Below are 20,050 nucleotides of genomic sequence, written 5' to 3'. Positions count from 1 at the left end.
GCAACGGACCCGTCGTGGCGAGACGGCCGAACTACCCGTTCGCATACCTGTCCGGGGGCGCCGGCGCTGCGTCACCCGCCGCCCCCACCCGAGCGAACGGCCCGTACGGGAAGACCTATTGCCCGAATGGGCCGTTCGCGGCTTGCCCACATGGGCCGTTCGCGGCCACGGTGATCACGGGCTCGGCCGGTGGGGACGATCCGGGTTCCGACCGGCCGCCGCGACCGTCCCGGCCACCAGCCGCCGGGCCCGGCCCGCCGCGCGGGCGGTGAGCGGCACCCCCCGCGGCAGGCGCTTCCCGCCCGCCGCGGCGGCGAGCAGGTCCGCCAGGTGCACCGCGCGGATCGCGCTGCCGCGCCGGGCGAGCCCGGCCTGGAGCTGGCGCAGGCAACCCGGGTTCACCGCGACGACGTAGTCCACCCCGGCCGCCTCCAGCGCGTCCAGCTTGGGCGTGACGACGCGGCGGGCGTCGCGGGGCCGCAGCAGCGAGTAGGTGCCCGCGGAGCCGCAGCAGCCGCCGTCCCCGGGGACGGCGACGAACTCGGCAACGGCCGCGATCAGCTCCCGCGGCTGGGCGGAGACGCCGAGGCCGTTGCGCAGGTGGCAGGAGTCCTGGATCGCGACGCGGGCACGGCGGCCGTCCACCCTGACCTCGCCGCGGGGGACGGCTCCCCTGCGCACGAGGTGGTCCGAGAGCTCCTGCACCCGCTCGGTCCCCAGCACCGACGCGAGGTGCGCGGCGCAGCCCCCGGCCGTCGTGACGATCACCCCGGGGAGCTCCTCGCCGAGCCGCTCCGCGAGGGCGTGGCCCCGCGCCGACTCGCCGTTGTGCGCGTGCAGCGCCCCGCAGCACCCCTGGTCCGCGGGCACCGCGACGTCCGGCAGCACCCGCCGCACCGACCGGCTCACCCCGGGGTAGAGGGCGCGCTCGAAGCAGCCGAGCATGAGCGACGGGCCCCCCGGGGACGCCGGGGTGCGCGCGGGGCGGCGGACCGCCCCCATCAGTCGCAGCAGCGGCGTGCGCTCGGCGACCCGCAGCAGCACCTGCACCAGCGGGGGACGGCGCCTGCCGCGCCACTGGTGGTCGCGCCACTGCTCCAGGAGCTGCCCGTACTGCACGCCCGCCGGGCACACCGGCTCGCACGCCCGGCAGCCCAGGCAGAACGACGACTCGGCGCGCAACCGGTCGTCGTCGGCGTCGAGCGTGCCGGTCTCCAGCGCGCGCATGAGCGTGATCCGCCCGCGCGGGGACGACGCCTCGTCCCGGGTGAGGGCGTAGGTGGGGCAGGCGGGCAGGCAGAAGCCGCAGGAGATGCAGCGGTCCAGCAGGTCGTGGTCGAAGATCTCCCGATCCGTCACGAGCCCAGCTTTCCCGGGTTGAGGATCCCGGCCGGGTCGAACGCGGCCTTGATCCGGCGCAGGAGTGCGAGCTGGTCCGATCCCAGGCGGGCTTCGAGGTAATCGCGCTTCGCCGCACCCACCCCGTGCTCGCCGGTGATGGTGCCGTCCAGCTGGATCGCGGCGGCGAAGATGTCGCCGAAGGCCTTGTGGACGCGCCCGATCGCGGCCTCGTCGCGCTGGTCCACCACCGACGTGGGGTGCAGGTTGCCATCCCCGGCGTGCCCGAACGTGGCCATCGGGACGTCGTGGCGCTCGGCGATCTCGTCGATGCGGTCCACCATCTCCGCGATCCGCGGCCGCGGGACCGTCGCGTCCTCCAGCACGGTGAGCGTGCCGAGGCGGGAGAGTGCGGGCAGCGCGCAGCGGCGGGCGGCGAGCAGGGCCTCGGAGCGGGCGATGCTCTCGGCGAGGGTGACCTCCAGGGCGCCCGTCGCGCTGGCGCGCTCGCCGATCCTCTCCAGGTTGCGTTCGACGACGTCCGGTGGACCGTCGTCGCCGAAGAGCAGCAGGGCGCCTGCGTCGCTGCGCAGGCCCAGGTGCGCGTACTCCTCGACCGCGCCGATGCACTTGGCGTCCAGGAACTCCAGCGTGGCCGGGACGATGCCGTCGGAGATGATCGCCGAAACGGCGCGCCCTGCGTCCGCGAGGCCGCCGAAGTACGCCACGCCGGTGCCGGTGGTTGCGGGCATCGGCAGCAGCGCCACCGTCAGCTCGGTGAGCACGCCGAGCGTGCCCTCGGAGCCGGTGAGCAGGCGGGTGAGGTCGTAGCCCGCGACGTCCTTCCACAGGCGCCCGCCCGTGCGGATCACCTCGCCGGTGGGGAGCACGGCCGTGGCGCCGAGGACGTAGTTGCGGGTGACGCCGTACTTGAGCCCGCGCAGCCCGCCCGCGCAGGTGGCGACGTTGCCGCCGACGGTCGAGACCGTGCGGCTGCCCGGGTCCGGGGCGTAGAGCAGCCCCTGCGCCGCCGCCGCCTCCGCGAGCGCGGCCGTCGACACCCCGGCCTCGACCCGGGCGAGCAGCTCGTCCGGGGAGATCTCCAGGATCGTGTCCATCCGGGTGAGGACGAGGACGATGCCGCCGTGCTCGGCGACCGTTGCGGCGCACAGGTTCGAGCCCGCCCCGCGCGGGGTCACCGGGATGTGGTGCCGGGTCGCCAGCCGCAGGACGGCCGCCACCTCCTCGGCCGTGCGCGGGAACACGACCGCCTCCGGAACGCCCCGGAACACCGGGGTGGCGTCGCGGGTGTACGGCTCGACGTCACCGGGGGCGGTCCGCACGTGCTCGGCGCCGACGATCGCTTCCAGCTCCGCGACCACGCCGCGATCCAGGCTCATGACCGACCTCCCCGTCGCGTCCCATCCTCCCCCGGGCGTGGGGGGAGCGGCCGTCCCGGATTGAGACGGGTCAGGACGAGAACAGGCGGTCCCCGGGCGCGACCTGGTCGCTGTCCACGATGCGCGCGCCGAGCGGGAGCAGCGACACGGGGATGAGCTTGAAGTTCGCGAGGCCGAGCGGGATCCCGATGATGGTCAGGCACAGCGCGATCCCCGTCGTCAGGTGCGCCAGCGCGAGCCACCAGCCGAACAGGATGATCCACAGGACGTTGCCGATCAGGGACGCGACCCCGGCGGTCGGCTCGCGCACGACCGAGCGCCCGAAGGGCCACAGGGCGTACCCGGCGATCCGGAACGCCGCGATCCCGAACGGGATCGTGATGATCAGAATGAACGCGACGATGCCCGCGGCGGCGTAACCCAGCGCGAGCCAGAACCCGGACAGCACCAGCCAGATGATGTTGAGCAGCGTGCGCACGCAGGTGATCCTGCCGGGTTCGGGCGCTCGCCGCATCGACATCGTGTCGATGATCCGGCCAGCCGGGCGTCCGCCAGGGGAACTCGCGAGCGTATCGGTCACGCCGCGTAGCCGTTATGGTGCAATCACCATGGTCATCCGCACCCCGCAGCAGCGGCGGGCGCGGGCCCCGGGTGAGGAGCCACCACCGGCCGATGTCGTCCGGTGACGGACGAAGGGTGCATCGATGACACAGCCGCACAGCGGCCCCGCCTCCGACTTCGCGGTCACCGGCCTGCCGAAGCCGAAGCTCAACAAGGTCGTGTTCGTCGGGTCGGCCGCGGGCACGGTGCTGGTCGCGCTGTGGGCCATGATCTTCCCCGACCAGGCCTCGGGGGTGCTGGGCGTCGTCGTCGGCTGGACGTCGCGGTGGTTCGGCTGGTTCTACGTCCTGCTCGCGGCCGCGGCTCTCGTCTTCGTCGTCGGCATCGCGCTGTCCCGCTACGGCAACATCCGGATCGGGCCGGACCACGCGCGCCCGGAGTTCAGCACGATGGCCTGGGCGTCGATGCTCTTCGCCGCGGGCATCGGGACGGACCTGATGTTCTTCGCCGTCGCCGAGCCGGTCACCCACTACATGGCGCCACCGAGCGGCGATCCGCAGACGGTCGACGCGGCGCGGGAGGCGATCGCGTGGTCGCTGTTCCACTACGGCATCAGCGGCTGGGCGATGTACGCGCTGATGGGGATGGCGCTGGGCTACTTCGCCTACCGCATGCGGCTGCCGCTGGCCATCCGGTCCGCGCTCTACCCGCTCCTGGGCCGGCGCATCGAGGGGCCGGTGGGCGATGCGGTGGACCTGGCCGCCGTGCTGGGCACGATCTTCGGGGTCGCGACCTCGCTGGGCATCGGGGTCGTGATGATCAACGTCGGCCTCGAGGTCACCCTCGGCATCCCGACGGGTACCGCCGCCCAGATCGCCCTGATCGTCGTCGGGGTCACGGTGGCGACGCTGTCGGCGGTCTCCGGCGTCGACAAGGGCATCAAGCTGCTCTCCGAGCTGAACGTCCTGCTGGCCGTGGCCCTGTCGATCTGGGTGCTGGTCGCCGGAAAGACCGAGTACCTGCTCAACGCCCTCGTGCTCAACATCGGCGACTTCCTGAGGCTGTTCCCGGAGATGGTGCTGCAGACGTTCCCCTACGAGGACACCGGGACCTGGATGAGCGACTGGACGCTCTTCTTCTGGGCGTGGTGGATCGCCTGGGCGTCGTTCGTGGGGCTCTTCCTCGCGCGGATCTCACGGGGCCGGACGCTGCGGCAGTTCGTCGCCGGGGTGCTCATCATCCCGTTCACCTACATCCTGATGTGGATCACGATCTACGGCAACGCCGCGCTCGAACTCATCCGCGGCGGCGACGAGGGGTTCGGCCTGGCCACGATCGACGAGCCGGAGCGGGGCTTCTACGTGCTCCTGCAGCAGTACCCGGCGTTCGTGCCCGTCGCGATCCTGGCGACGGCGACGGCGCTGCTGTTCTACATCACCTCGGCGGACTCCGCGGCGCTGGTGATGGCGAACCTGACCTCGCGCCTGCCCGACCCCCGCCAGGACGCGGCGAGCGCCCCGCGGGTGTTCTGGGCGGTGGCCACCGGTGCGCTGACCGTCGCGGTGCTCGGGGTGGGCGGCATCCCCGCGCTGCAGAGCGCGACGGTCATCATGGGCCTGCCGTTCGCGTTCGTCATGGTGGCGGTGATGTTCGGGCTGCTTCGCTCGCTGCGGACGGAGGGGGCGCGCACCGACGGCGCGCTCGCGGCGCTTCCCGCGACGCTCTCCAGCCGCAGCGAGGCCCACAACGCGAACACCTGGCGCGCGCGGCTGAGCCGGGCACTCGCGTTCCCGACGCTCGCCCAGGCCGACGAGTACCTGCGCGGGACGGTGCGGGCCGCCCTGGAGGAGGTGGCGGAGGAGGTCCGGTCCGGCGGCGCCGAGATCGGCGTGGGCGAGGTCGCCGTCGTCGAGTCGGTCGACGAGGAGAGCGGCGCGCCGTGCGTGACGCTGACGATCGGCGGTGACGACGGAGACGACGCCGGGACCGACGGCGCCACCCCGCCGTTCACCTACGCGGTGCACCGCGAGGCCGTGGCGGTGCCCACCTATGCGGGCCGGGCCCGCCGCGGCGACGACTACTACGGACGGCTCGAGGTGCATCTGAGCAGCGGCGGGCAGGGCTACGACATCATGGGCTACAGCTCCGGCCAGATCATCGGTGACGTGCTCGACCAGTACGAGCGCTACCGGGAGTTCCTGCGGCTGAGCCAGCCGGTGCCGACCCGGTAGGCCACCGTCAGGGCAGCATCCACCCCAGGACCGGCGTCGACTGCAGGTACACGAGCAGGCACAGCACGACGATCAACCCGATGCTCCAGCCGATCGTCCGGCGGAAGAGGTCGCCCTCGCTGCCGGCCAGGCCGACGGCGGTGGCGGCGATCGTCAGGTTCTGCGGGCTGATCATCTTGCCGACCACGCCGCCGGAGGTGTTGGCGGCGACGAGCAGCGTCGGGTCGAGTCCCGCCTTCTCCGCGGCCGTCTGCTGCAGGGTCGCGAAGAGCGCGTTGGCCGAGGTGTCCGAGCCCGTGACGGCGGTGCCGAGCCACCCGAGGAGCGGGGAGAACAGCGCGAACACCGCGCCGGTGCCGGCGATCCAGGTGCCGATGGTGGTGGTCTGGCCGGACTGGTTCATCACGTAGGCGAGCGCGAGCACCGCCGCGACGGTGAAGAACGCGAACCGCAGCCGGTACGCCGTCGCACCCAGCTCCCGCACCGCTCGCGTGAGCGGTACGCGGTAGACGAGGGCCACCAGGAAGCCGCAGATCAGGAGCAGGGTGCCGGGGGAGGAGAGCCACTGGAAGTTGTAGACGGTGGACGAGATGGGCTCACCCGACGGCGACAGGACGTTGCCGTCCAGGCCGGGCCACGGGATCTTCACGTCGCTCGCGGTGAGCGCGGCCGACAGCGGCGGGACCAGCTTCGCCAGCGAGAACACGACGATGACGATCAGGTACGGCAGGAACGCCATGACGAGCCGCCCGCGGGTGAGCTCGCGCTCGGTGAGGGTGCCGGTCGCGGTGCGGCCGGAGCCCATCGGGGCGTCCGCGCGCTTCGCGCCGTCCGGGCCGTCTGGGCCGTCCGGGCCGTTCCGGGGTGCCGGAGCCGAGCGCCGGACCTCCGCCTCGTGCTCGCCGCGCAGTCGCTCCTGGGCCTCCTCGCCGCCGCTGGGGGTCCACACCTTCAGCACGACGACGGCCGCGGCGAGGCCGGCGAGCGCGGCGACGATGTCGGTCAGCTCCACGGACAGGTAGTTGGCGGAGACGAACTGCGCGACCGCGAACACGATCCCGACCGTGATCGCCACCGGCCAGGTCTGGCGCACCCCGCGCCACCCGTCGACGAGCAGCACCAGCAGCAGCGGGACGAGGAACGCGAGCAGCGGGGTCTGGCGCCCGACGTACGCGCCGATCTCCTGGTACGGGATCCCCGTCAGTGTCCCCGCTGTGATGATCGGGGTGGCGATGGCGCCGAACGCGACCGGTGCGGTGTTGGCCAGCAGCACGACGACGGCGGCCCGGATCGCGGAGAACCCCAGTGCCATGAGCATGACGCCGGTGATCGCCACGGGGGCACCGAACCCGGCGAGCGCCTCCAGCAGGCCGCCGAAGCAGAACGCGATGATGATCGCCTGCACCCGCGGGTCGTCCGAGATGAGGCCGAACGCCGCCCGCAGGTCCTCGAACCGGCCGCTCACCACCGTGAGCTGGTAGAGCCAGATCGCGGCGAAGACGATCCACATGATCGGGAACAGGCCGAACCACGCGCCCTCGGTGGCCGAGAGCAGCGCGAGCGGCATCGGCATCCCGAACGCCAGTACCGCGACGACGATCGCGACGCCGAGCGAGGCGAGCCCCGCCCAGTGGGCCCTCCAGCGCAGCACCCCCAGGGTCACGAAGATCGCGACCAGCGGAAGGAGACCCACGAGCGCGGAGAGGGTCAGGCTGCCGAGCGGGGCGAGCTGCTGGGAGAACACGGATGCCTCTGAGGTATCTGACGGTGGACGGACGCGGACGGCTGGCAGGTACCCGTTCGAGAGTTGCGTCACACGCGGGGGGCGCCGTGCCACCCCCGGGCCGCACGCGGCGGCTCCGCCGGTCCGGGGCCGGGCGTGCGGGCCCCGGACCGCGGCGGCCCGGACCAGTTCGGACGTGCGGTCCGTCCGGTGAGGCGCGCGACCCGCGCCACGGATCGCACGGTGACCCGCCGCACGGTGCACGGTTCGGTCGCGGTCGTTGGTACCCGTTGTCGTCACCGGTGTACCCTCCGCGACCAGATCCCGATCCGTCGCAAGTGGACGCCCTCGTTCCGTCTGGATCTACGGCGTAACGCCGCAGGTCTCCAAGGCGAGGTCAGGACAGGACGTGCCCGCCGGACCCCCTCCGGGCGCGCGCGTCCAGCGGGCCGAGGCGGTGCACGCGTCCCACCCCCCAGGGGCGGGGCCCGCCTCGGCCCGCGCCCGGTTCCCCGCCCACCGCGGCGGCCGGTGCTTCTGCCACGATCGGCGGCCGTGGCCACCCAGCCCGTCACCGACCCGACCCTCGGCATCGCGGTGGATGTCGACCGCACCGGCTCCCCGCCGCACCGCCTCGTCGCGATCGGCGACTCCGTCACCCAGGGGTTCGCCAGCGGCGCCGTCTTCCAGACCACGCTCTCCTACCCCGCGATCGTGGCCCACGAGCTGGGTTGGGACGGCCTGCACGTGCCGAGCTACCCCGGAGTCGGCGGCATTCCGCTCAACATCGAGCGCCTCCTGCGCACCCTCGACGAGCGCTACGGCGTGCGGGTGGACTGGTGGGAGGTCCCGCAGGCGCTGTTCACCCTGCGCCAGTGCATGGACGAGGTCGAGGACTACTGGGAGCGCGGGCACGGCTCCGGGCACCCGGTGGTGGCGCCGCCGCGGCACCTGCTCGCCGTCTACGGCTGGGATCTGCGCGACGCGCTGGAGCGGACCGCGGACACCGAGCTCGCCGCCGTGCGGCCGCCGCGCGACGACCTCGTCAACCAGCTCGTCTCGGACCACGGGGCACGGGCCGCGCTGCGGGTGCTGCCCAACTCGACGGCCGTCCAACGGGCGGGGACGGTGTTCGACACGGCAGCCGCCCTGGGAGCGGAGGGGAACGCGTCCCACGGCGTGGAGACGCTCGTCGTCGCCCTCGGGTCGAACAACGCCCTCGGTGCGGTCACCAACCTGCGCGTCGCGTGGAGCGGTGAGAGCCACGACTCCCTCACGGGGAAGGCGGGCTACACGGTGTGGCGCCCGGAGCACTTCCGCGCCGAGCTCGCGCTGGTGGCGGCGCAGGTGCGCCGGGTGCGGGCGCGCCATGTCGTGTGGTGCACCGTGCCGCACGTGACGATCGCCCCGTTCGCCCGCGGCGTCGGCGTCAAGCCGGCGGGCTCGCGGTACTTCGAGCACTACGCCCGCCCCTGGATCGCCGACGACGAGTTCGACCCCCACCGCCACCGCCATCTCACCGGGGCCGAGGCCCACGACGTCGACGCCGCGGTCGACGCCTACAACGACGACATCGTCGCCACCGTCGCCGCCGCCCGTACCGACGGCCTGGACTGGTACGTCTGTGACGTCGCCACGCTGCTGGATCGGCTCGCCGTGCGCCGCTACGTGGAGGACCCGGCCGCGCGCCCGGCATGGTGGACGCCCTACGCGCTGCCGCCCGAGCTGGCCGCGCTGAAACCGCCCCCGGACGTCCGGTTCCTCACCACGACCGCGGACGGGCGGCGCGCCACCGGCGGGCTGTTCTCCCTCGACGGCGTGCACCCGACGACCGTCGGCTACGGGTTGCTGGCCCAGGAGCTGATCACGGTGATGGAGCGCGCCGGGGTGGAGTTCCACCACGTGGACGGGTCCGTGCGGCCGGCGCCGGTGCGGGTGGACATGGCGCGGCTGGTCCGCCGCGACACCCTGCTCATGACGCCGCCGCGCAACGTGACGTCCGGGCTGGAGATCCTCGGCTGGGCCGACGAGGTCGCGGGGCTCTTCGGCGCGGCGCTGCCGTTCTGACCGCGCCGCCGCCCTCCGCCGGGCGCCGCTGCGTCTCGATCGGTACGAGCGGCCCTCGTCCACACCTCGCGGACGGGGGTGTCGCTCGCTGCGGGCAGGGTGGGCCGGTGACCGACCCCGAACGTCTCGCCGTCCTGCTCGGCCTGGAGCCACTGCCCCGGGAAGGCGGCCGCTTCCGCCGTACCTTCGCCGACGCCCACTCCTCGGCGATCCACTACCTGCTCGTGGCCCCGGAGTTCTCCGCGCTGCACCGGCTGACGTCGGCCGAGCTCTACCACTGGCACGCCGGGAGCCCGCTCCTGCTCCTGCTCCTGCACCCGGATCCCGCGCCGAGCGTGCACCCCGGCAGGTCAGAACATGACGGAGTGCACGCTCGCGCGACCGGTGGCAGGCTCGAGGAGGTCGTGCTCGGCCCGGACGTCGAGGCTGGGCAGCGGCCGCAGGTCGCCGTCCCGGCCGGGACCTGGCAGGGCTCGTCCCCGGACGGCGCCTGGACGCTCGTGAGTACGACGGTCGCGCCGCCGTTCGACTGGGCGATGTTCACCCTCGGCGACCGCGCCACCCTGACCGCCGCCTATCCGGCGGCGGAAGCCCGGATCAGCGAGCTGACCCGAACCTGACGGGACCCGCATCCCGGCCTGATGAGATGCGCAACTCGCGGCGGTGAGATGCGGAACTCGCGGGGCCGGGGTGACCAGTGATCACGTCGGTTCGGGGGGCCGGGGTGACCGGTGATCACGCCCGCCCGGTGACCTCGCCGATGATCTCCGCCCCGTACGCCTCGATCGTCGCCTCCCGGCCGTCGTGCATCGCGTAGATCGCGAACTGGTCCACCCCGAGCGACGCGAGCTCCGCGAGCCGGTCCCGCTGCGCCGCGGGCGGTCCGAGCAGGCAGAACCGGTCCACGACCTCGTCCGGGACGAAGTCCGTGGAGCGGTTCCCGGCCTTGCCGTGGTGGGAGTAGTCGTAGCCCTCGCGATCCCTGATGTAGCCGGTGAGCTCGGCGGGTACCGCGGCGGAGGACTCGCCGTAGCGCGTGACGAGATCGGCGACGTGGTTGCCGACCATGCCGCCGAACCAGCGCGTCTGCTCCCGGGCGTGGGGCAGGTCCTGCGTGACGTACGCGGGCGCGGCCACGCACATCGTGATCGCGTCGGGGTCCCGGCCCGCCTCCGCCGCGGCGGCACGGACGGTCTTGACCGTCCACTCGACCAGGTACGGGTCGGCGAGCTGCAGCACGAACCCGTCCGCGCACCGCCCGGCCAGCGCGAGCGCCTTCGGCCCGTACCCCGCCACCCAGATCGGGACGGCCGGCGTGCCCTCCCGGATCCACGGGATCCGCACCTCGGTGCCCCCGAGGTCGACCGCGCGACCCGCCGTCAGCCCGCGGATGACGTCGATCGCGGACTCCATCCGCGCGAGCGTCGTCGGCGGCCGGCCCTGCACCCGCATCGCCGAGTCCCCGCGCCCGATGCCGCAGACCGTCCGCGGCCCGAACATGTCGTCCAGGGTCGCGAACAGCGACGCGAGCACCGTCCAGTCCCGGGTGCCGGGGTTGGTCACCATCGGGCCGACGACCAGCCGCGACGTCCGCTCCAGGATGCGGCTGTAGATGACGAACGGCTCCTGCCACAGGACGTGGGAGTCGAAGGTCCAGCCGTGGCTGAACCCCAGCTCCTCCGCGCGCACCATGAGGTCGACGACCGTCTGTGCGGGCGGGTCGGTCTGCAGGACGAGCCCGATGTCCATGTCGATCACTGGTCGATCACTGTCGGTCAGCTCCCGGTCACCGCAGGTACTGGCACGTGTCACGGGTCAGGTACCGCCCGTGCCCGGCCGAGCCGAGGTAGCCGTCGCCGTCCACGACGATCCGCCCGCGGGAAAGCACGGTGCGCACCTTGCCGGTGGTGGTGCGCCCCTCGTAGCAGGAGTAGTCGACGTTCATGTGGTGCGTGGCCGCCGAGTGCACCTGGGTGGCGGCCGGGTCGTAGATCACGATGTCGGCGTCGGAACCCGGCGCGATCGTGCCCTTGCGCGGGTAGAGCCCGAACATCCGGGCCGGGGTGGCGCAGGCGATCTCGATCCAGCGCCGGCGCGAGATGTGCCCGTCCACGACGGCCTGGTGCAGCAGGTCCATCCGGGTCTCGACGCCCGGCAGGCCGTTGGGGATCTTGGAGAAGTCGCCGAGCCCCAGCTCCTTCTGTCCCTTGAAGCAGAACGGGCAGTGGTCGGTGGAGATCACCGAGAGATCGTCGTTGCGCAGCCCCCGCCACAGCGCCGCCTGGTGTTCGAGCGGGCGCAGCGGCGTCGAGCAGACGTACTTGGCGCCCTCGAAGTCCGGCCTCGCCAGGTCCTCGACGGTGAGGAACAGATACTGCGGGCAGGTCTCGGCGAACGCGTTGAGGCCCATCTCGCGGGCCTTCGCGACCTCCGCCAGGGCCTCCTGCGCGGACAGGTGCACGATGTAGAGCGGCGCGCCCGCCACCCGGGCCAGCTGGATCGCGCGGTGGGTGGCCTCGGCCTCCAGGAGGGCGTGGCGCACCTCGCCGTGGTAGCGGGGGTCCGTCCGGCCGCGGGCGAGCGACTGCGCGATGAGCACGTCGATCGCGATGCCGTTCTCCGCGTGCATCATGATCAGCGCGCCGGTGTCGCCCGCCTTCTGCATCGCGCGCAGGATCTGGCCGTCGTCGGAGTAGAAGACCCCCGGATAGGCCATGAACATCTTGAAGCTCGTGACACCCTCGCCGGTCAGCGCCTCCATCTCCTTGAGCGTGCCGTCGTTGACGTCGGCGACGATCATGTGGAACCCGTAGTCGATCGCGCACTGCCCGGCGGCCTTCTCCTGCCAGGCGTCGAGCCCCGCGCGCAGTGAGCCGCCCATCTGCTGGACGCCGAAGTCGATGATCGTCGTCGTGCCGCCCCAGGCCGCGGCGCGGGTGCCGGTCTCGAACGTGTCCGAGGCGAACGTGCCCCCGAAGGGGAGCTCCATGTGCGTGTGCGCGTCGACGCCGCCGGGGATGACGTAGCGGCCCGTCGCGTCGATCTCGGTGTCCGCGGCGAACGGGACCGAGCCCGGTGTGGCGACCGCGACGACCCGCTCGCCGTCGACGAGAACGTCGGCAACGACCTCGTCCGCCGCGGTGATGACGGTGCCGCCCCGGATGGCGAGCCTGGTCATGAGACCTCCCGGAGAACGTCGGAGAGGACCGCGAGCCCCTCGTGGGCCTCGTCGGTGGTGAGCGAGAGCGGCGGGGCGATGCGCAGGACGTTGCCGTGCAGGCCGCCCTTGCCGATGAGCAGCCGGCGTTCGCGGCAGCCCTCCAGCGCGGCGTTGGCGGTCTTCGGCGCCGGGCGTCCCGGCGTTCCCGACGCGGGCTCGACGAGCTCGACGCCGATCATCAGGCCCTTGCCCCGGACGTCGCCGACCGCGGGTGCGGTGCCGTCGTCCCGGAGCGCCCTGAGCCCGTCCAGGAGGATCGGCCCGACCTTCGCGACGTTGCCCTGCAGGTCGTGCTCGCGCAGGTGGCGCAGGTTCGCCAGGGCCCCGGCCGAGGTGATGGGGCTGCCGCCGAAGGTCGAGATGGAGTTGGCGGGCAGGTTGTCCATGATCGACGCGGGCGCGATCACCCCGCCCATCGAGAGCCCGTTGCCGACGCCCTTGGCGAACGTGACGATGTCGGGGGTCACGCCGGGATGATCGGCACAGTGGGCCTGCCAGCCCCAGAAGTGCTCACCGGTGCGCCCCCAGCCCGTCTGCACCTCGTCGGAGATCCACAGGATGTCGCGCTCCCGCAGCACCTCCGCGAACGCGCCGAGCAGCCCGTCCGGCCCGGAGGTGAACCCGCCGACGCCCTGGATCGGCTCGGCGATCAGCGCCGCGATCGGGCCGCCGGTCTGGTCGAGCACGTCGCGCAGGTCCGCGACGCAGGCGGCGACGAACTCGTCGTCCGGCAGGTGCGCGAACGGCGAGCGGTAGCGCTGCCCACCGTGGACGTAGAAGGTCTGGAACGGCGAGAGCGACGTCGGCGACCAGGCGCTGTTGCCCGTGATCCCGACCGTCGAGAACGAGCGGCCGTGGTAGCTGTTGCGCATCGCCAGCACCTGGTTCGCGCCGTTGCGGGCGCTCGCGAGCAGCAGCGCCGCGTCGTTGGCCTCGGTGCCGCTGGTGGTGAGGAAGACCTTGGCGTCCGGTATCGCCGCGATCGCTGCGATTTCTTCGCACAGGTCCACCATCGGCCGGTTCAGGTACAGCGTGGACGAGTGGATGATCTTCGCGGCCTGCGCCGCGACTGCCTCGGTGACCGCGGGCAGCGCGTGCTCGGTCATCGTGGTGAGGATGCCGCCGAAGAAATCCAGGTAGCGGTTGCCGTCGGCGTCCCACACATGGCGGCCGGTGCCGTGGGTGAGCTCGATCGGCTCGTCGTAGTAGATCGCGAGCCAGCTCGGCAGGACGGCCTGCGTGCGTTCGTAGAGGTTCATCAGCGCTCCACCAGTGGCCCGTACGCGTCCGGGCGCCGGTCCCGGTAGAAGGCCCACTGCTGGCGGACCTCCTCGATCATCCCGAGATCCAGGTCGCGGACGATCAGCTCCTCGTCGTGGGCCGAGCCCACCTCGCCGACGAACTGCCCGCGCGGATCGACGAAGTAGCTGGTGCCGTAGAAGTCGTCGTCGCCGTACTCCTCCACGCCGACGCGGTTGATCGCCGCGATGAAGTACTCGTTCGCGACGGCGGCGGCCGGCTGCTCCAGCTTCCACAGGTAGGACGAGAGCCCGCGGCTCGTCGCGCTCGGGTTGAACACGATCTCCGCGCCCGCGAGGCCCAGCGCGCGCCAGCCCTCCGGGAAGTGCCGGTCGTAGCAGATGTAGACGCCGATCGTGCCCACCGCCGTCTCGAACACCGGCCAGCCGAGATTGCCCGGACGGAAGTAGAACTTCTCCCAGAAGCCCTTGACCTGCGGGATGTGGTGCTTGCGGTACTTGCCGAGCACCGTGCCGTCCGCGTCGATCACCGCGGCCGTGTTGTAGTAGTTGCCCGCGCTCTCGATCTCGAAGACCGGGACGACCAGGACCATGCCGGTCTCGCGGGCGAGCGCGCGCATGCGCTGCACGGTCGGCCCGTCCGGGACGGGCTCGGCCCAGGCGTAGTGCTCGGCGTCCTGCACCTGGCAGAAGTACGGCGAGTTGAAGACCTCCTGGAACCCCATGATCTGTGCGCCCTGCTCCGCGGCCGCGCGGGCATGGGACTCATGCACCTCGATCATGGACGCGGTGTCGCCGGTCCACTTCGCCTGCAGGATCGCGGCCCGCACGGTCCGCGCCGGTGAGCCGGTCATGCGCCACCCCCTTCGTTCACGTCCGAGCGGACCACCTTCGTCTCGGGAGGCCGTACCGCGCAAGGGGTCGGATGATCGGGACCCCGGGGCCGCTCACGTGGGGTGTACGGGGCGTATCGGAGCCGTGACGCCGTTGCCGAGTCGTGACCCGCTCAGCGCAAGGTGACGCCCGGGACACCTGTCGGACACGCCACCGCCATGCCAGCCTCTCAGGATCGTCGATCGCCCGGCGCAAGGACCGGGCGGGAGAGGGGGAGCGGATGGGGACGAGCCGGCGGCGGAGCTCGACCCGCCCGTCGACGCGCCCCTCGACCCTGCGCTCGGTCGGATGGGCCGTGGCCGCGTTCGCCCTGCTCGTCGCGGCGTGGGAGCTCACGAAGCTCGTGCTCCCCGACGGCGGCGTGACCGTCGGCGGCGTCCGGGTCCTCCCGCGCACGGACGACGCCGCGATGCCGCACGTCTGGACGGTGCTCGCCCAGCTCTTCCAGCCCGAGGTCGCGGGCGCGGCGGACCCGCGCACGGTCGGTGCCGCGGTCGCCTCCGGAGCGCTGTTCACCCTCGGTCTCGCGCTGGGTGGGCTCGTGCTCGGCGGGATCGGCGGGGTGCTGCTCGCCCTGGTCATGGTGCGGTTCTCCGTCGCCGAGAAGGCGATGCTGCCCTACGTGGTCGCGTCGCAGACCGTCCCGCTGATCGCGATCGCGCCGCTGGTCGTGGGCTGGGGCGGCAAGATCGCCATCGGGGGATGGGCGTGGGAGCCGTGGGCCAGCGTCATGGTGATCTCGTCCTACCTCGCGTTCTTCCCGATCGCTGTCGGGATGCTGCGCGGTCTCACCTCGCCGCAGCCTGCCGACGTCGAGCTGTTCGAGAGCCTCGCGGCCGGCTGGTGGACGACGCTCCTGCGGCTGCGCCTGCCGGCGTCCGTCCCGCACCTGCTCCCGGCCGTACGCCTGGCGGCGGCCGCCGCGGTCGTCGGCGCGATCGTCGCGGAGATCTCCACCGGCACCCGCGGCGGGATCGGCCGGCTGATCATCGAGTACGCGCAGTCCGCCACCGGCGATCCGTCGCAGATGTACGCCGCGATCCTCGGCGCCGCCGCCCTGGGCCTCGTGGCAGCAGGCCTCGTCGGGATCGCCGAGGTCGGGCTGCGCCGCTACCGGGGGAGCACGGCGTGAGCGCCCCGGCGGTCCACCTCGACGGGGTCGACAAGCGCTTCGGCGCGGTCCACGCGCTGGACGGGATCGACCTCTCGGTCGCGCCGGGGGAGTTCGTCTCGCTGATCGGACCGTCGGGCTGCGGCAAGTCGACGCTCCTGCGGGTGGTCGCGGACCTCGAGCAGCCCACTGCCGGGGTCGTGGAGGTCGCGGGCAGGAGCGCGCGGCAGGCCCGCCTGGACCAGGAGTACGGCATCGCCTTCCAGCAGGCCGGGCTGCTGGACTGGCGGACGGTCGCGCAGAACGTCGAGCTGCCGCTGCAGATCCACGGTGTCGGCAAGGCGCAGCGGCGCAGGCGCGCGGAGGAGCTCCTCGCGATGGTCGGGCTCGCCGACTTCGCCGACGCCCGCCCGGCCGGGCTCTCCGGGGGCATGCAGCAGCGGGTCGCGATCGCGCGGGCGCTCGCGCCGCGGCCAGGCCTGCTGCTCATGGACGAGCCGTTCGGGGCGCTGGACGAGATGACGCGCGAGCGGATGCAGGCCGAGCTGCTGCGGATCGCCGGGGAGACCGGCGCCGCGGTGCTGTTCGTGACCCACTCCATCCCCGAGGCGGTGGTGCTCTCCGACCGGGTCGTCGTGATGTCGCCGCGGCCGGGGCGGATCACGGCGATCATCGAGGGGCGGCGGCCCCGTGCCGTGGGGGCGGACCCGGACAGGGCCGTCGAGAGGGCCGTGGACAGGGCCGTCGACAGGGCTGTGGACAGGGTCGTCGACACGGTCGAGGACGTCCGCGAGACCCCGGCGTTCTTCGAGGCGGTGACGGCCGTGCGGGAGGCACTGCGCAAGGGAGCCGCACCCGACGTCGGACCCGAGGGCGCACCCGACGGCGCACCCGACGGTGGATCCGAGGGCGCACCCGACGGCACGGACGGCGGGTCGGGCCGGTGAGCAGCCCGGGCTCCGTGGAGATCGCGGCGGGCGGGATCGGGGCGGTGCCCGGGCCGGCGCGCCGCTCCCGGGGGGCCTCTGCGGTCGTCGCTCCGATCGTGTTCGGGCTCGGCCTGCTCGTCGTGTGGGAGCTGGTCGTGCGGTTCGGCGACGTGCCCACGTTCCTGCTGCCGACTCCGTCGGCGATCGCGGAGCAGATCGTCGCCCAGTTCCCGGTGATCCTGCAGACCGCCGCCGTCACCGGCGGGAACGCCCTGGTGGGGCTCGTCGTGGGGTTCGTCGCCGGGGTGCTGCTCGCGATCCTCGCGGCGGGCTTCCGGGTGGTGTCCGACCTGGTCACCCCGGTGGTGCTCGCGGCGAGCGCGGTCCCTATCGTCGCGCTCGCCCCGGTGTTCACCACGATGTTCGGCTCGACCACCGAGATCCCGCGCCGGCTCGTCGTGGCCGTCGTCGTGGTGGTGCCGGTGTTCGTCTCGACGGCGCGCGGGCTGCGTCAGGTCCGGCCCGTGCACGACGAGTTGATGGTGTCGCTCGCCGCCACCCGCCGCCAGTACACGCGGTTCGTGCGGCTGCCCGGCGCCGTCCCCTTCGTCATGACGGGGCTGCGGCTGGCCGCACCCGCCGCCGTCGTCGCCGCGATCGTCGCCGAGTACTTCGGCGGCCTGCAGAACGGGCTCGGCAGCCGCATCACCGCCGCCGCGGCCAACACCGCCTACGCCCGCGCGTGGGCATTCGTCGCAGCCTCGATCGTGCTGGGGCTGTTGTTCTTCCTCGCCGGGCTGCTCGCCGAGCGGCTCGTGACGCGCAACCGCCCCGGAGGTGGCTGATGAGTTGTCGGATCGGTAGAGCGATCGCCGCGGCGATCGGGGCAGGCGCCCTCCTTGCTGCCTGCTCGACCACGCCCGCAGGCCAGCAGGCCTCCGGCGGCGCCACGTCGGCCGCCCCCGGTGCGCCGCAGAAGGTGACGCTGCAGCTGCAGTGGTTCACCCAGGGCCAGTTCGCCGGCTACTTCGCCGCGATCGACCAGGGCTACTACTCCGAGAAGGGGCTCGACGTCACCATCAAGGAGGGTGGCGTCGACATCGTCCCGCAGACGGTGCTGGCCCAGGGCCAGGCCGACTACGCGATCGCGTGGGTGCCCAAGGCACTCGCGTCGCGCGAGCAGGGCGCGGGGATCACCGACGTCGCGCAGGTCTTCCAGCGCTCCGGCACCCGGCAGGTGTCCTTCGCCGACAAGGGCATCACCTCGCCGGCGCAGTTCGCCGGCAAGAAGATCGGCAACTGGGGCTTCGGCAACGAGTTCGAGCTGTTCGCGGGCATGACCAAGGCGGGTCTCACGCCCGCCGACGTCACGCTGGTGCAGCAGCAGTTCGACATGCAGGCGCTGCTCTCCGGCGAGATCGACGCCGCGCAGGCGATGTCCTACAACGAGTACGCGCAGGTCCTGGAGGCGACCAACCCGGCGACCGGGCAGCTCTACCAGCCGTCGGACTTCTCCGTCGTGGACTGGAACACCGACGGCACCGCGATGCTGCAGGACGCCATCTGGGCCAACACCGAGAAGCTCTCCGACCCCGCCTACGCCGACCAGACGGTCCGGTTCATCGCCGCGTCGCTCAAGGGCTGGGCGTACTGCCGCGACAATGTCGAGGCCTGCCGCGACATCGTCGTGCGGGCGGGCTCGAAGCTCGGCGCGAGCCACCAGCTGTGGCAGGTCAACGAGGTCAACAAGCTGATCTGGCCCTCGCCCGCCGCCGGTGCCGGCACGATCGACCCGGCCCTGTGGGCGCAGACCGTGAGCGTCGCGCGCACCGCCGTGAACGCCGACGGCCAGACGGTGCTCACGAAGGACCCGGACGCGCAGGCGTACTCGAACGACTACGTCACGAAGGCCGTCGAGATGCTCAAGGCCGAGGGCGTGGACGTGGTCGGCGCGTCGTACGCGCCGCAGACGGTCACGCTGAACCCCGGCGGGAACTGACCGGCCCGGCGACCCCGTCGAGAACGACGTTGTGCAGCCAGATCGGCCCTGTTGATCAGCGCAACGTCGTTCTCGACGGTCAGTGACCGCGGTCAGTCCGGCTCGCCCACCCCCAGCGCCGCGCGCCCGGCCTCCAGCCGCGCCACCGGCACCCGGAACGGCGAGCACGACACGTAGTCCAGCCCCGCGTGGTGGAAGAAGTGCACCGAGTCGGGGTCGCCGCCGTGCTCGCCGCAGATGCCGAGCTTGAGGTCCGGGCGGGTCGCCCGGCCCTCCTCGGCGGCGATCGTGATGAGCCGCCCGACCCCGTCGACGTCGAGCGACTCGAACGGCGACACCCCGAACACGCCGCGCTGCAGGTAGTTGGTGAAGAACGAGCCCTCCACGTCGTCGCGGGAGAAGCCCCACGTCGTCTGGGTCAGGTCGTTGGTGCCGAAGGAGAAGAACTCCGCGGCCTCCGCGATCTGCCCCGCCGTGAGCGCCGCCCGTGGCAACTCGATCATCGTCCCCACCAGCGCGTCCAGCTCGACACCCGCCTTCTCGGACTCGTCGGCGAGGACGACGTCGATCTCCTCGACGATCGCCTGCAGCTCCTGCACTGCCCCGACGAGCGGCACCATGATCTCGGGCTGCACGTCCACGCCCTGCGCGCGCAGCGCCGCCGCGGCCTGGGCGATCGCGCGGACCTGCATCGCGAACAGGCCCGGCACCACGATCCCGAGCCGCACCCCGCGCAACCCCAGCATGGGGTTCTGCTCGTGCAGCCGCTGCACCGCCGCGAGCAGCTTCTCGTCCTCGGGGCTCGGCTCGCCGCGTTCCTTCGCGACCGCCACCCGCACCGAGAGTTCGGTGAGATCGGGCAGGAACTCGTGCAGCGGCGGGTCCAGCAGCCGGATCGTCACCGGCAGCCCGTCCTTGGCGGCGAAGATCTCGGTGAAGTCCGTGCGCTGCAGCGGCAGCAGCTCGGCCAGCGCCGCCTCGCGCTCCTCGTCGGTGTCCGCGAGCACGAGCTGCTCGACGTAACGGCGCCGCTCACCCAGGAACATGTGCTCGGTGCGGCACAGCCCGATGCCCTCCGCGCCGAACCGCCGGGAACGGGCGGCGTCCTCGGCGGTGTCGGCGTTCGCGCGGACCCGGAGCCTGCGCTGGGAGTCCGCGTGCTCCATCACCCGGTGCACCGCGCGCACCAGGTCGTCCGCCTCGGACGACATCGGGTCGAGCCTGCCCTCGAAGTACTCCACGACCGGCGAGGCGACGACGGGCACCTCGCCGAGGAACACCTCGCCCGTCGTCCCGTCGATCGAGATCATGTCGCCCT

General features: G+C 72.7%; 16 protein-coding genes. 7 read left to right on the top strand and 9 right to left on the bottom strand.

Features of this window, described 5'->3' with window-relative positions; translation table 11 throughout:
• Positions 1 to 174: 174 nt before the first annotated feature.
• The 3 genes from AB7J25_RS15185 to AB7J25_RS15175 all read right to left on the bottom strand — a co-directional run bounded on the left by AB7J25_RS15185 (position 175) and on the right by AB7J25_RS15175 (position 3,216).
• Positions 175 to 1,359 carry a (Fe-S)-binding protein gene (locus AB7J25_RS15185; protein WP_428509414.1) on the bottom strand — a complete coding sequence of 395 codons (1,185 nt, stop codon included), beginning with the start codon at positions 1,357 to 1,359 and terminating at the stop codon, positions 175 to 177.
• Positions 1,356 to 2,738, bottom strand: a complete 1,383-nt coding sequence (locus AB7J25_RS15180; RefSeq protein ID WP_428509412.1) for an FAD-binding oxidoreductase — start codon at positions 2,736 to 2,738, stop codon at positions 1,356 to 1,358. Before AB7J25_RS15180 ends, AB7J25_RS15185 begins: the two co-directional genes overlap by 4 nt.
• A 70-nt stretch (positions 2,739 to 2,808) precedes the next feature.
• Positions 2,809 to 3,216, bottom strand: a complete 408-nt coding sequence (locus AB7J25_RS15175) for a YccF domain-containing protein (protein WP_428509468.1) — start codon at positions 3,214 to 3,216, stop codon at positions 2,809 to 2,811.
• Between the two features lie 226 nt (positions 3,217 to 3,442).
• Here AB7J25_RS15175 and betT point away from each other — a divergent pair, with 226 nt between their 5' ends.
• A complete protein-coding gene (gene betT / locus AB7J25_RS15170) occupies positions 3,443 to 5,530 on the top strand; it encodes a choline BCCT transporter BetT (protein ID WP_428509410.1) in 2,088 nt (695 codons plus the stop codon).
• Between the two features lie 7 nt (positions 5,531 to 5,537).
• On the opposite strand, the gene AB7J25_RS15165 is transcribed toward betT, so the two are convergent.
• Positions 5,538 to 7,274, bottom strand: coding sequence for an L-lactate permease (locus tag AB7J25_RS15165; RefSeq protein ID WP_428509408.1), 1,737 nt, complete (start codon positions 7,272 to 7,274; stop codon positions 5,538 to 5,540).
• Positions 7,275 to 7,808: 534 nt separating this feature from the next.
• Here AB7J25_RS15165 and AB7J25_RS15160 point away from each other — a divergent pair.
• Positions 7,809 to 9,320, top strand: a complete 1,512-nt coding sequence (locus AB7J25_RS15160) for a hypothetical protein (protein WP_428509406.1) — start codon at positions 7,809 to 7,811, stop codon at positions 9,318 to 9,320.
• A 107-nt stretch (positions 9,321 to 9,427) separates the two neighbouring features.
• Complete coding sequence (locus AB7J25_RS15155) at positions 9,428 to 9,940, top strand: cupin domain-containing protein (protein WP_428509404.1); 513 nt, start codon at positions 9,428 to 9,430, stop codon at positions 9,938 to 9,940.
• A gap of 115 nt (positions 9,941 to 10,055) precedes the next feature.
• Here the strand turns inward: AB7J25_RS15155 and AB7J25_RS15150 are convergent, their stop codons facing one another.
• From AB7J25_RS15150 to AB7J25_RS15135, 4 genes are read right to left on the bottom strand one after another with little or no spacing between them, the layout of a single operon-like run.
• Positions 10,056 to 11,069, bottom strand: coding sequence for a TIGR03842 family LLM class F420-dependent oxidoreductase (locus tag AB7J25_RS15150; RefSeq protein ID WP_428509466.1), 1,014 nt, complete (start codon positions 11,067 to 11,069; stop codon positions 10,056 to 10,058).
• A 37-nt stretch (positions 11,070 to 11,106) separates the two neighbouring features.
• On the bottom strand, positions 11,107 to 12,498 hold the full coding sequence (hydA, locus tag AB7J25_RS15145) for a dihydropyrimidinase (protein ID WP_428509402.1): 1,392 nt from the start codon (positions 12,496 to 12,498) through the stop codon (positions 11,107 to 11,109).
• A complete protein-coding gene (locus tag AB7J25_RS15140) occupies positions 12,495 to 13,799 on the bottom strand; it encodes an aspartate aminotransferase family protein (protein ID WP_428509400.1) in 1,305 nt (434 codons plus the stop codon). The genes hydA and AB7J25_RS15140 overlap by 4 nt, the downstream gene beginning before the upstream one ends.
• On the bottom strand, positions 13,799 to 14,653 hold the full coding sequence (locus tag AB7J25_RS15135; protein WP_428509398.1) for a nitrilase-related carbon-nitrogen hydrolase: 855 nt from the start codon (positions 14,651 to 14,653) through the stop codon (positions 13,799 to 13,801). Before AB7J25_RS15135 ends, AB7J25_RS15140 begins: the two co-directional genes overlap by 1 nt.
• A 335-nt stretch (positions 14,654 to 14,988) precedes the next feature.
• Here AB7J25_RS15135 and AB7J25_RS15130 point away from each other — a divergent pair, with 335 nt between their 5' ends.
• From AB7J25_RS15130 to AB7J25_RS15115, 4 genes are read left to right on the top strand one after another with little or no spacing between them, the layout of a single operon-like run.
• Positions 14,989 to 15,825 (top strand): ABC transporter permease, encoded by an 837-nt coding sequence (locus tag AB7J25_RS15130; RefSeq protein WP_428509396.1) that lies wholly within the window; start codon positions 14,989 to 14,991, stop codon positions 15,823 to 15,825.
• On the top strand, positions 15,822 to 16,751 hold the full coding sequence (locus AB7J25_RS15125) for an ABC transporter ATP-binding protein (RefSeq protein WP_428509394.1): 930 nt from the start codon (positions 15,822 to 15,824) through the stop codon (positions 16,749 to 16,751). The genes AB7J25_RS15130 and AB7J25_RS15125 overlap by 4 nt, the downstream gene beginning before the upstream one ends.
• The gene (locus tag AB7J25_RS15120) at positions 16,748 to 17,578 is read left to right on the top strand and encodes an ABC transporter permease (protein ID WP_428509392.1); all 831 of its coding nucleotides are present in this window, start codon (positions 16,748 to 16,750) and stop codon (positions 17,576 to 17,578) included. The genes AB7J25_RS15125 and AB7J25_RS15120 overlap by 4 nt, the downstream gene beginning before the upstream one ends.
• Positions 17,578 to 18,732, top strand: coding sequence for an ABC transporter substrate-binding protein (locus AB7J25_RS15115; RefSeq protein ID WP_428509390.1), 1,155 nt, complete (start codon positions 17,578 to 17,580; stop codon positions 18,730 to 18,732). The genes AB7J25_RS15120 and AB7J25_RS15115 overlap by 1 nt, the downstream gene beginning before the upstream one ends.
• A 92-nt stretch (positions 18,733 to 18,824) precedes the next feature.
• Here AB7J25_RS15115 and AB7J25_RS15110 read toward each other — a convergent pair.
• Positions 18,825 to 20,050, bottom strand: a 1,226-nt coding sequence (locus tag AB7J25_RS15110) for a putative PEP-binding protein (RefSeq protein ID WP_428509388.1), incomplete at its 5' end; no start/stop codon positions are given.

Origin of the sequence: Pseudonocardia sp. (assembly GCF_050246655.1) — a bacterium.
Taxonomy (GTDB): domain Bacteria; phylum Actinomycetota; class Actinomycetes; order Mycobacteriales; family Pseudonocardiaceae; genus Pseudonocardia.
This window is presented reverse-complemented; position numbering and strand designations above follow the sequence as displayed.

What these genes read in the sequence shown, in the direction of transcription:
- AB7J25_RS15180 (WP_428509412.1), bottom strand. Translation starts at nt 2,738, where the DNA reads ATGAGCCTGGATCGCGGCGTGGTCGCGGAGCTGGAAGCGATCGTCGGC.
- betT (WP_428509410.1), top strand. Translation starts at nt 3,443, where the DNA reads ATGACACAGCCGCACAGCGGCCCCGCCTCCGACTTCGCGGTCACCGGC.
- AB7J25_RS15150 (WP_428509466.1), bottom strand. Translation starts at nt 11,069, where the DNA reads ATGGACATCGGGCTCGTCCTGCAGACCGACCCGCCCGCACAGACGGTC.
- hydA (WP_428509402.1), bottom strand. Translation starts at nt 12,498, where the DNA reads ATGACCAGGCTCGCCATCCGGGGCGGCACCGTCATCACCGCGGCGGAC.
- AB7J25_RS15140 (WP_428509400.1), bottom strand. Translation starts at nt 13,799, where the DNA reads ATGAACCTCTACGAACGCACGCAGGCCGTCCTGCCGAGCTGGCTCGCG.
- AB7J25_RS15135 (WP_428509398.1), bottom strand. Translation starts at nt 14,653, where the DNA reads ATGACCGGCTCACCGGCGCGGACCGTGCGGGCCGCGATCCTGCAGGCG.
- AB7J25_RS15115 (WP_428509390.1), top strand. Translation starts at nt 17,578, where the DNA reads ATGAGTTGTCGGATCGGTAGAGCGATCGCCGCGGCGATCGGGGCAGGC.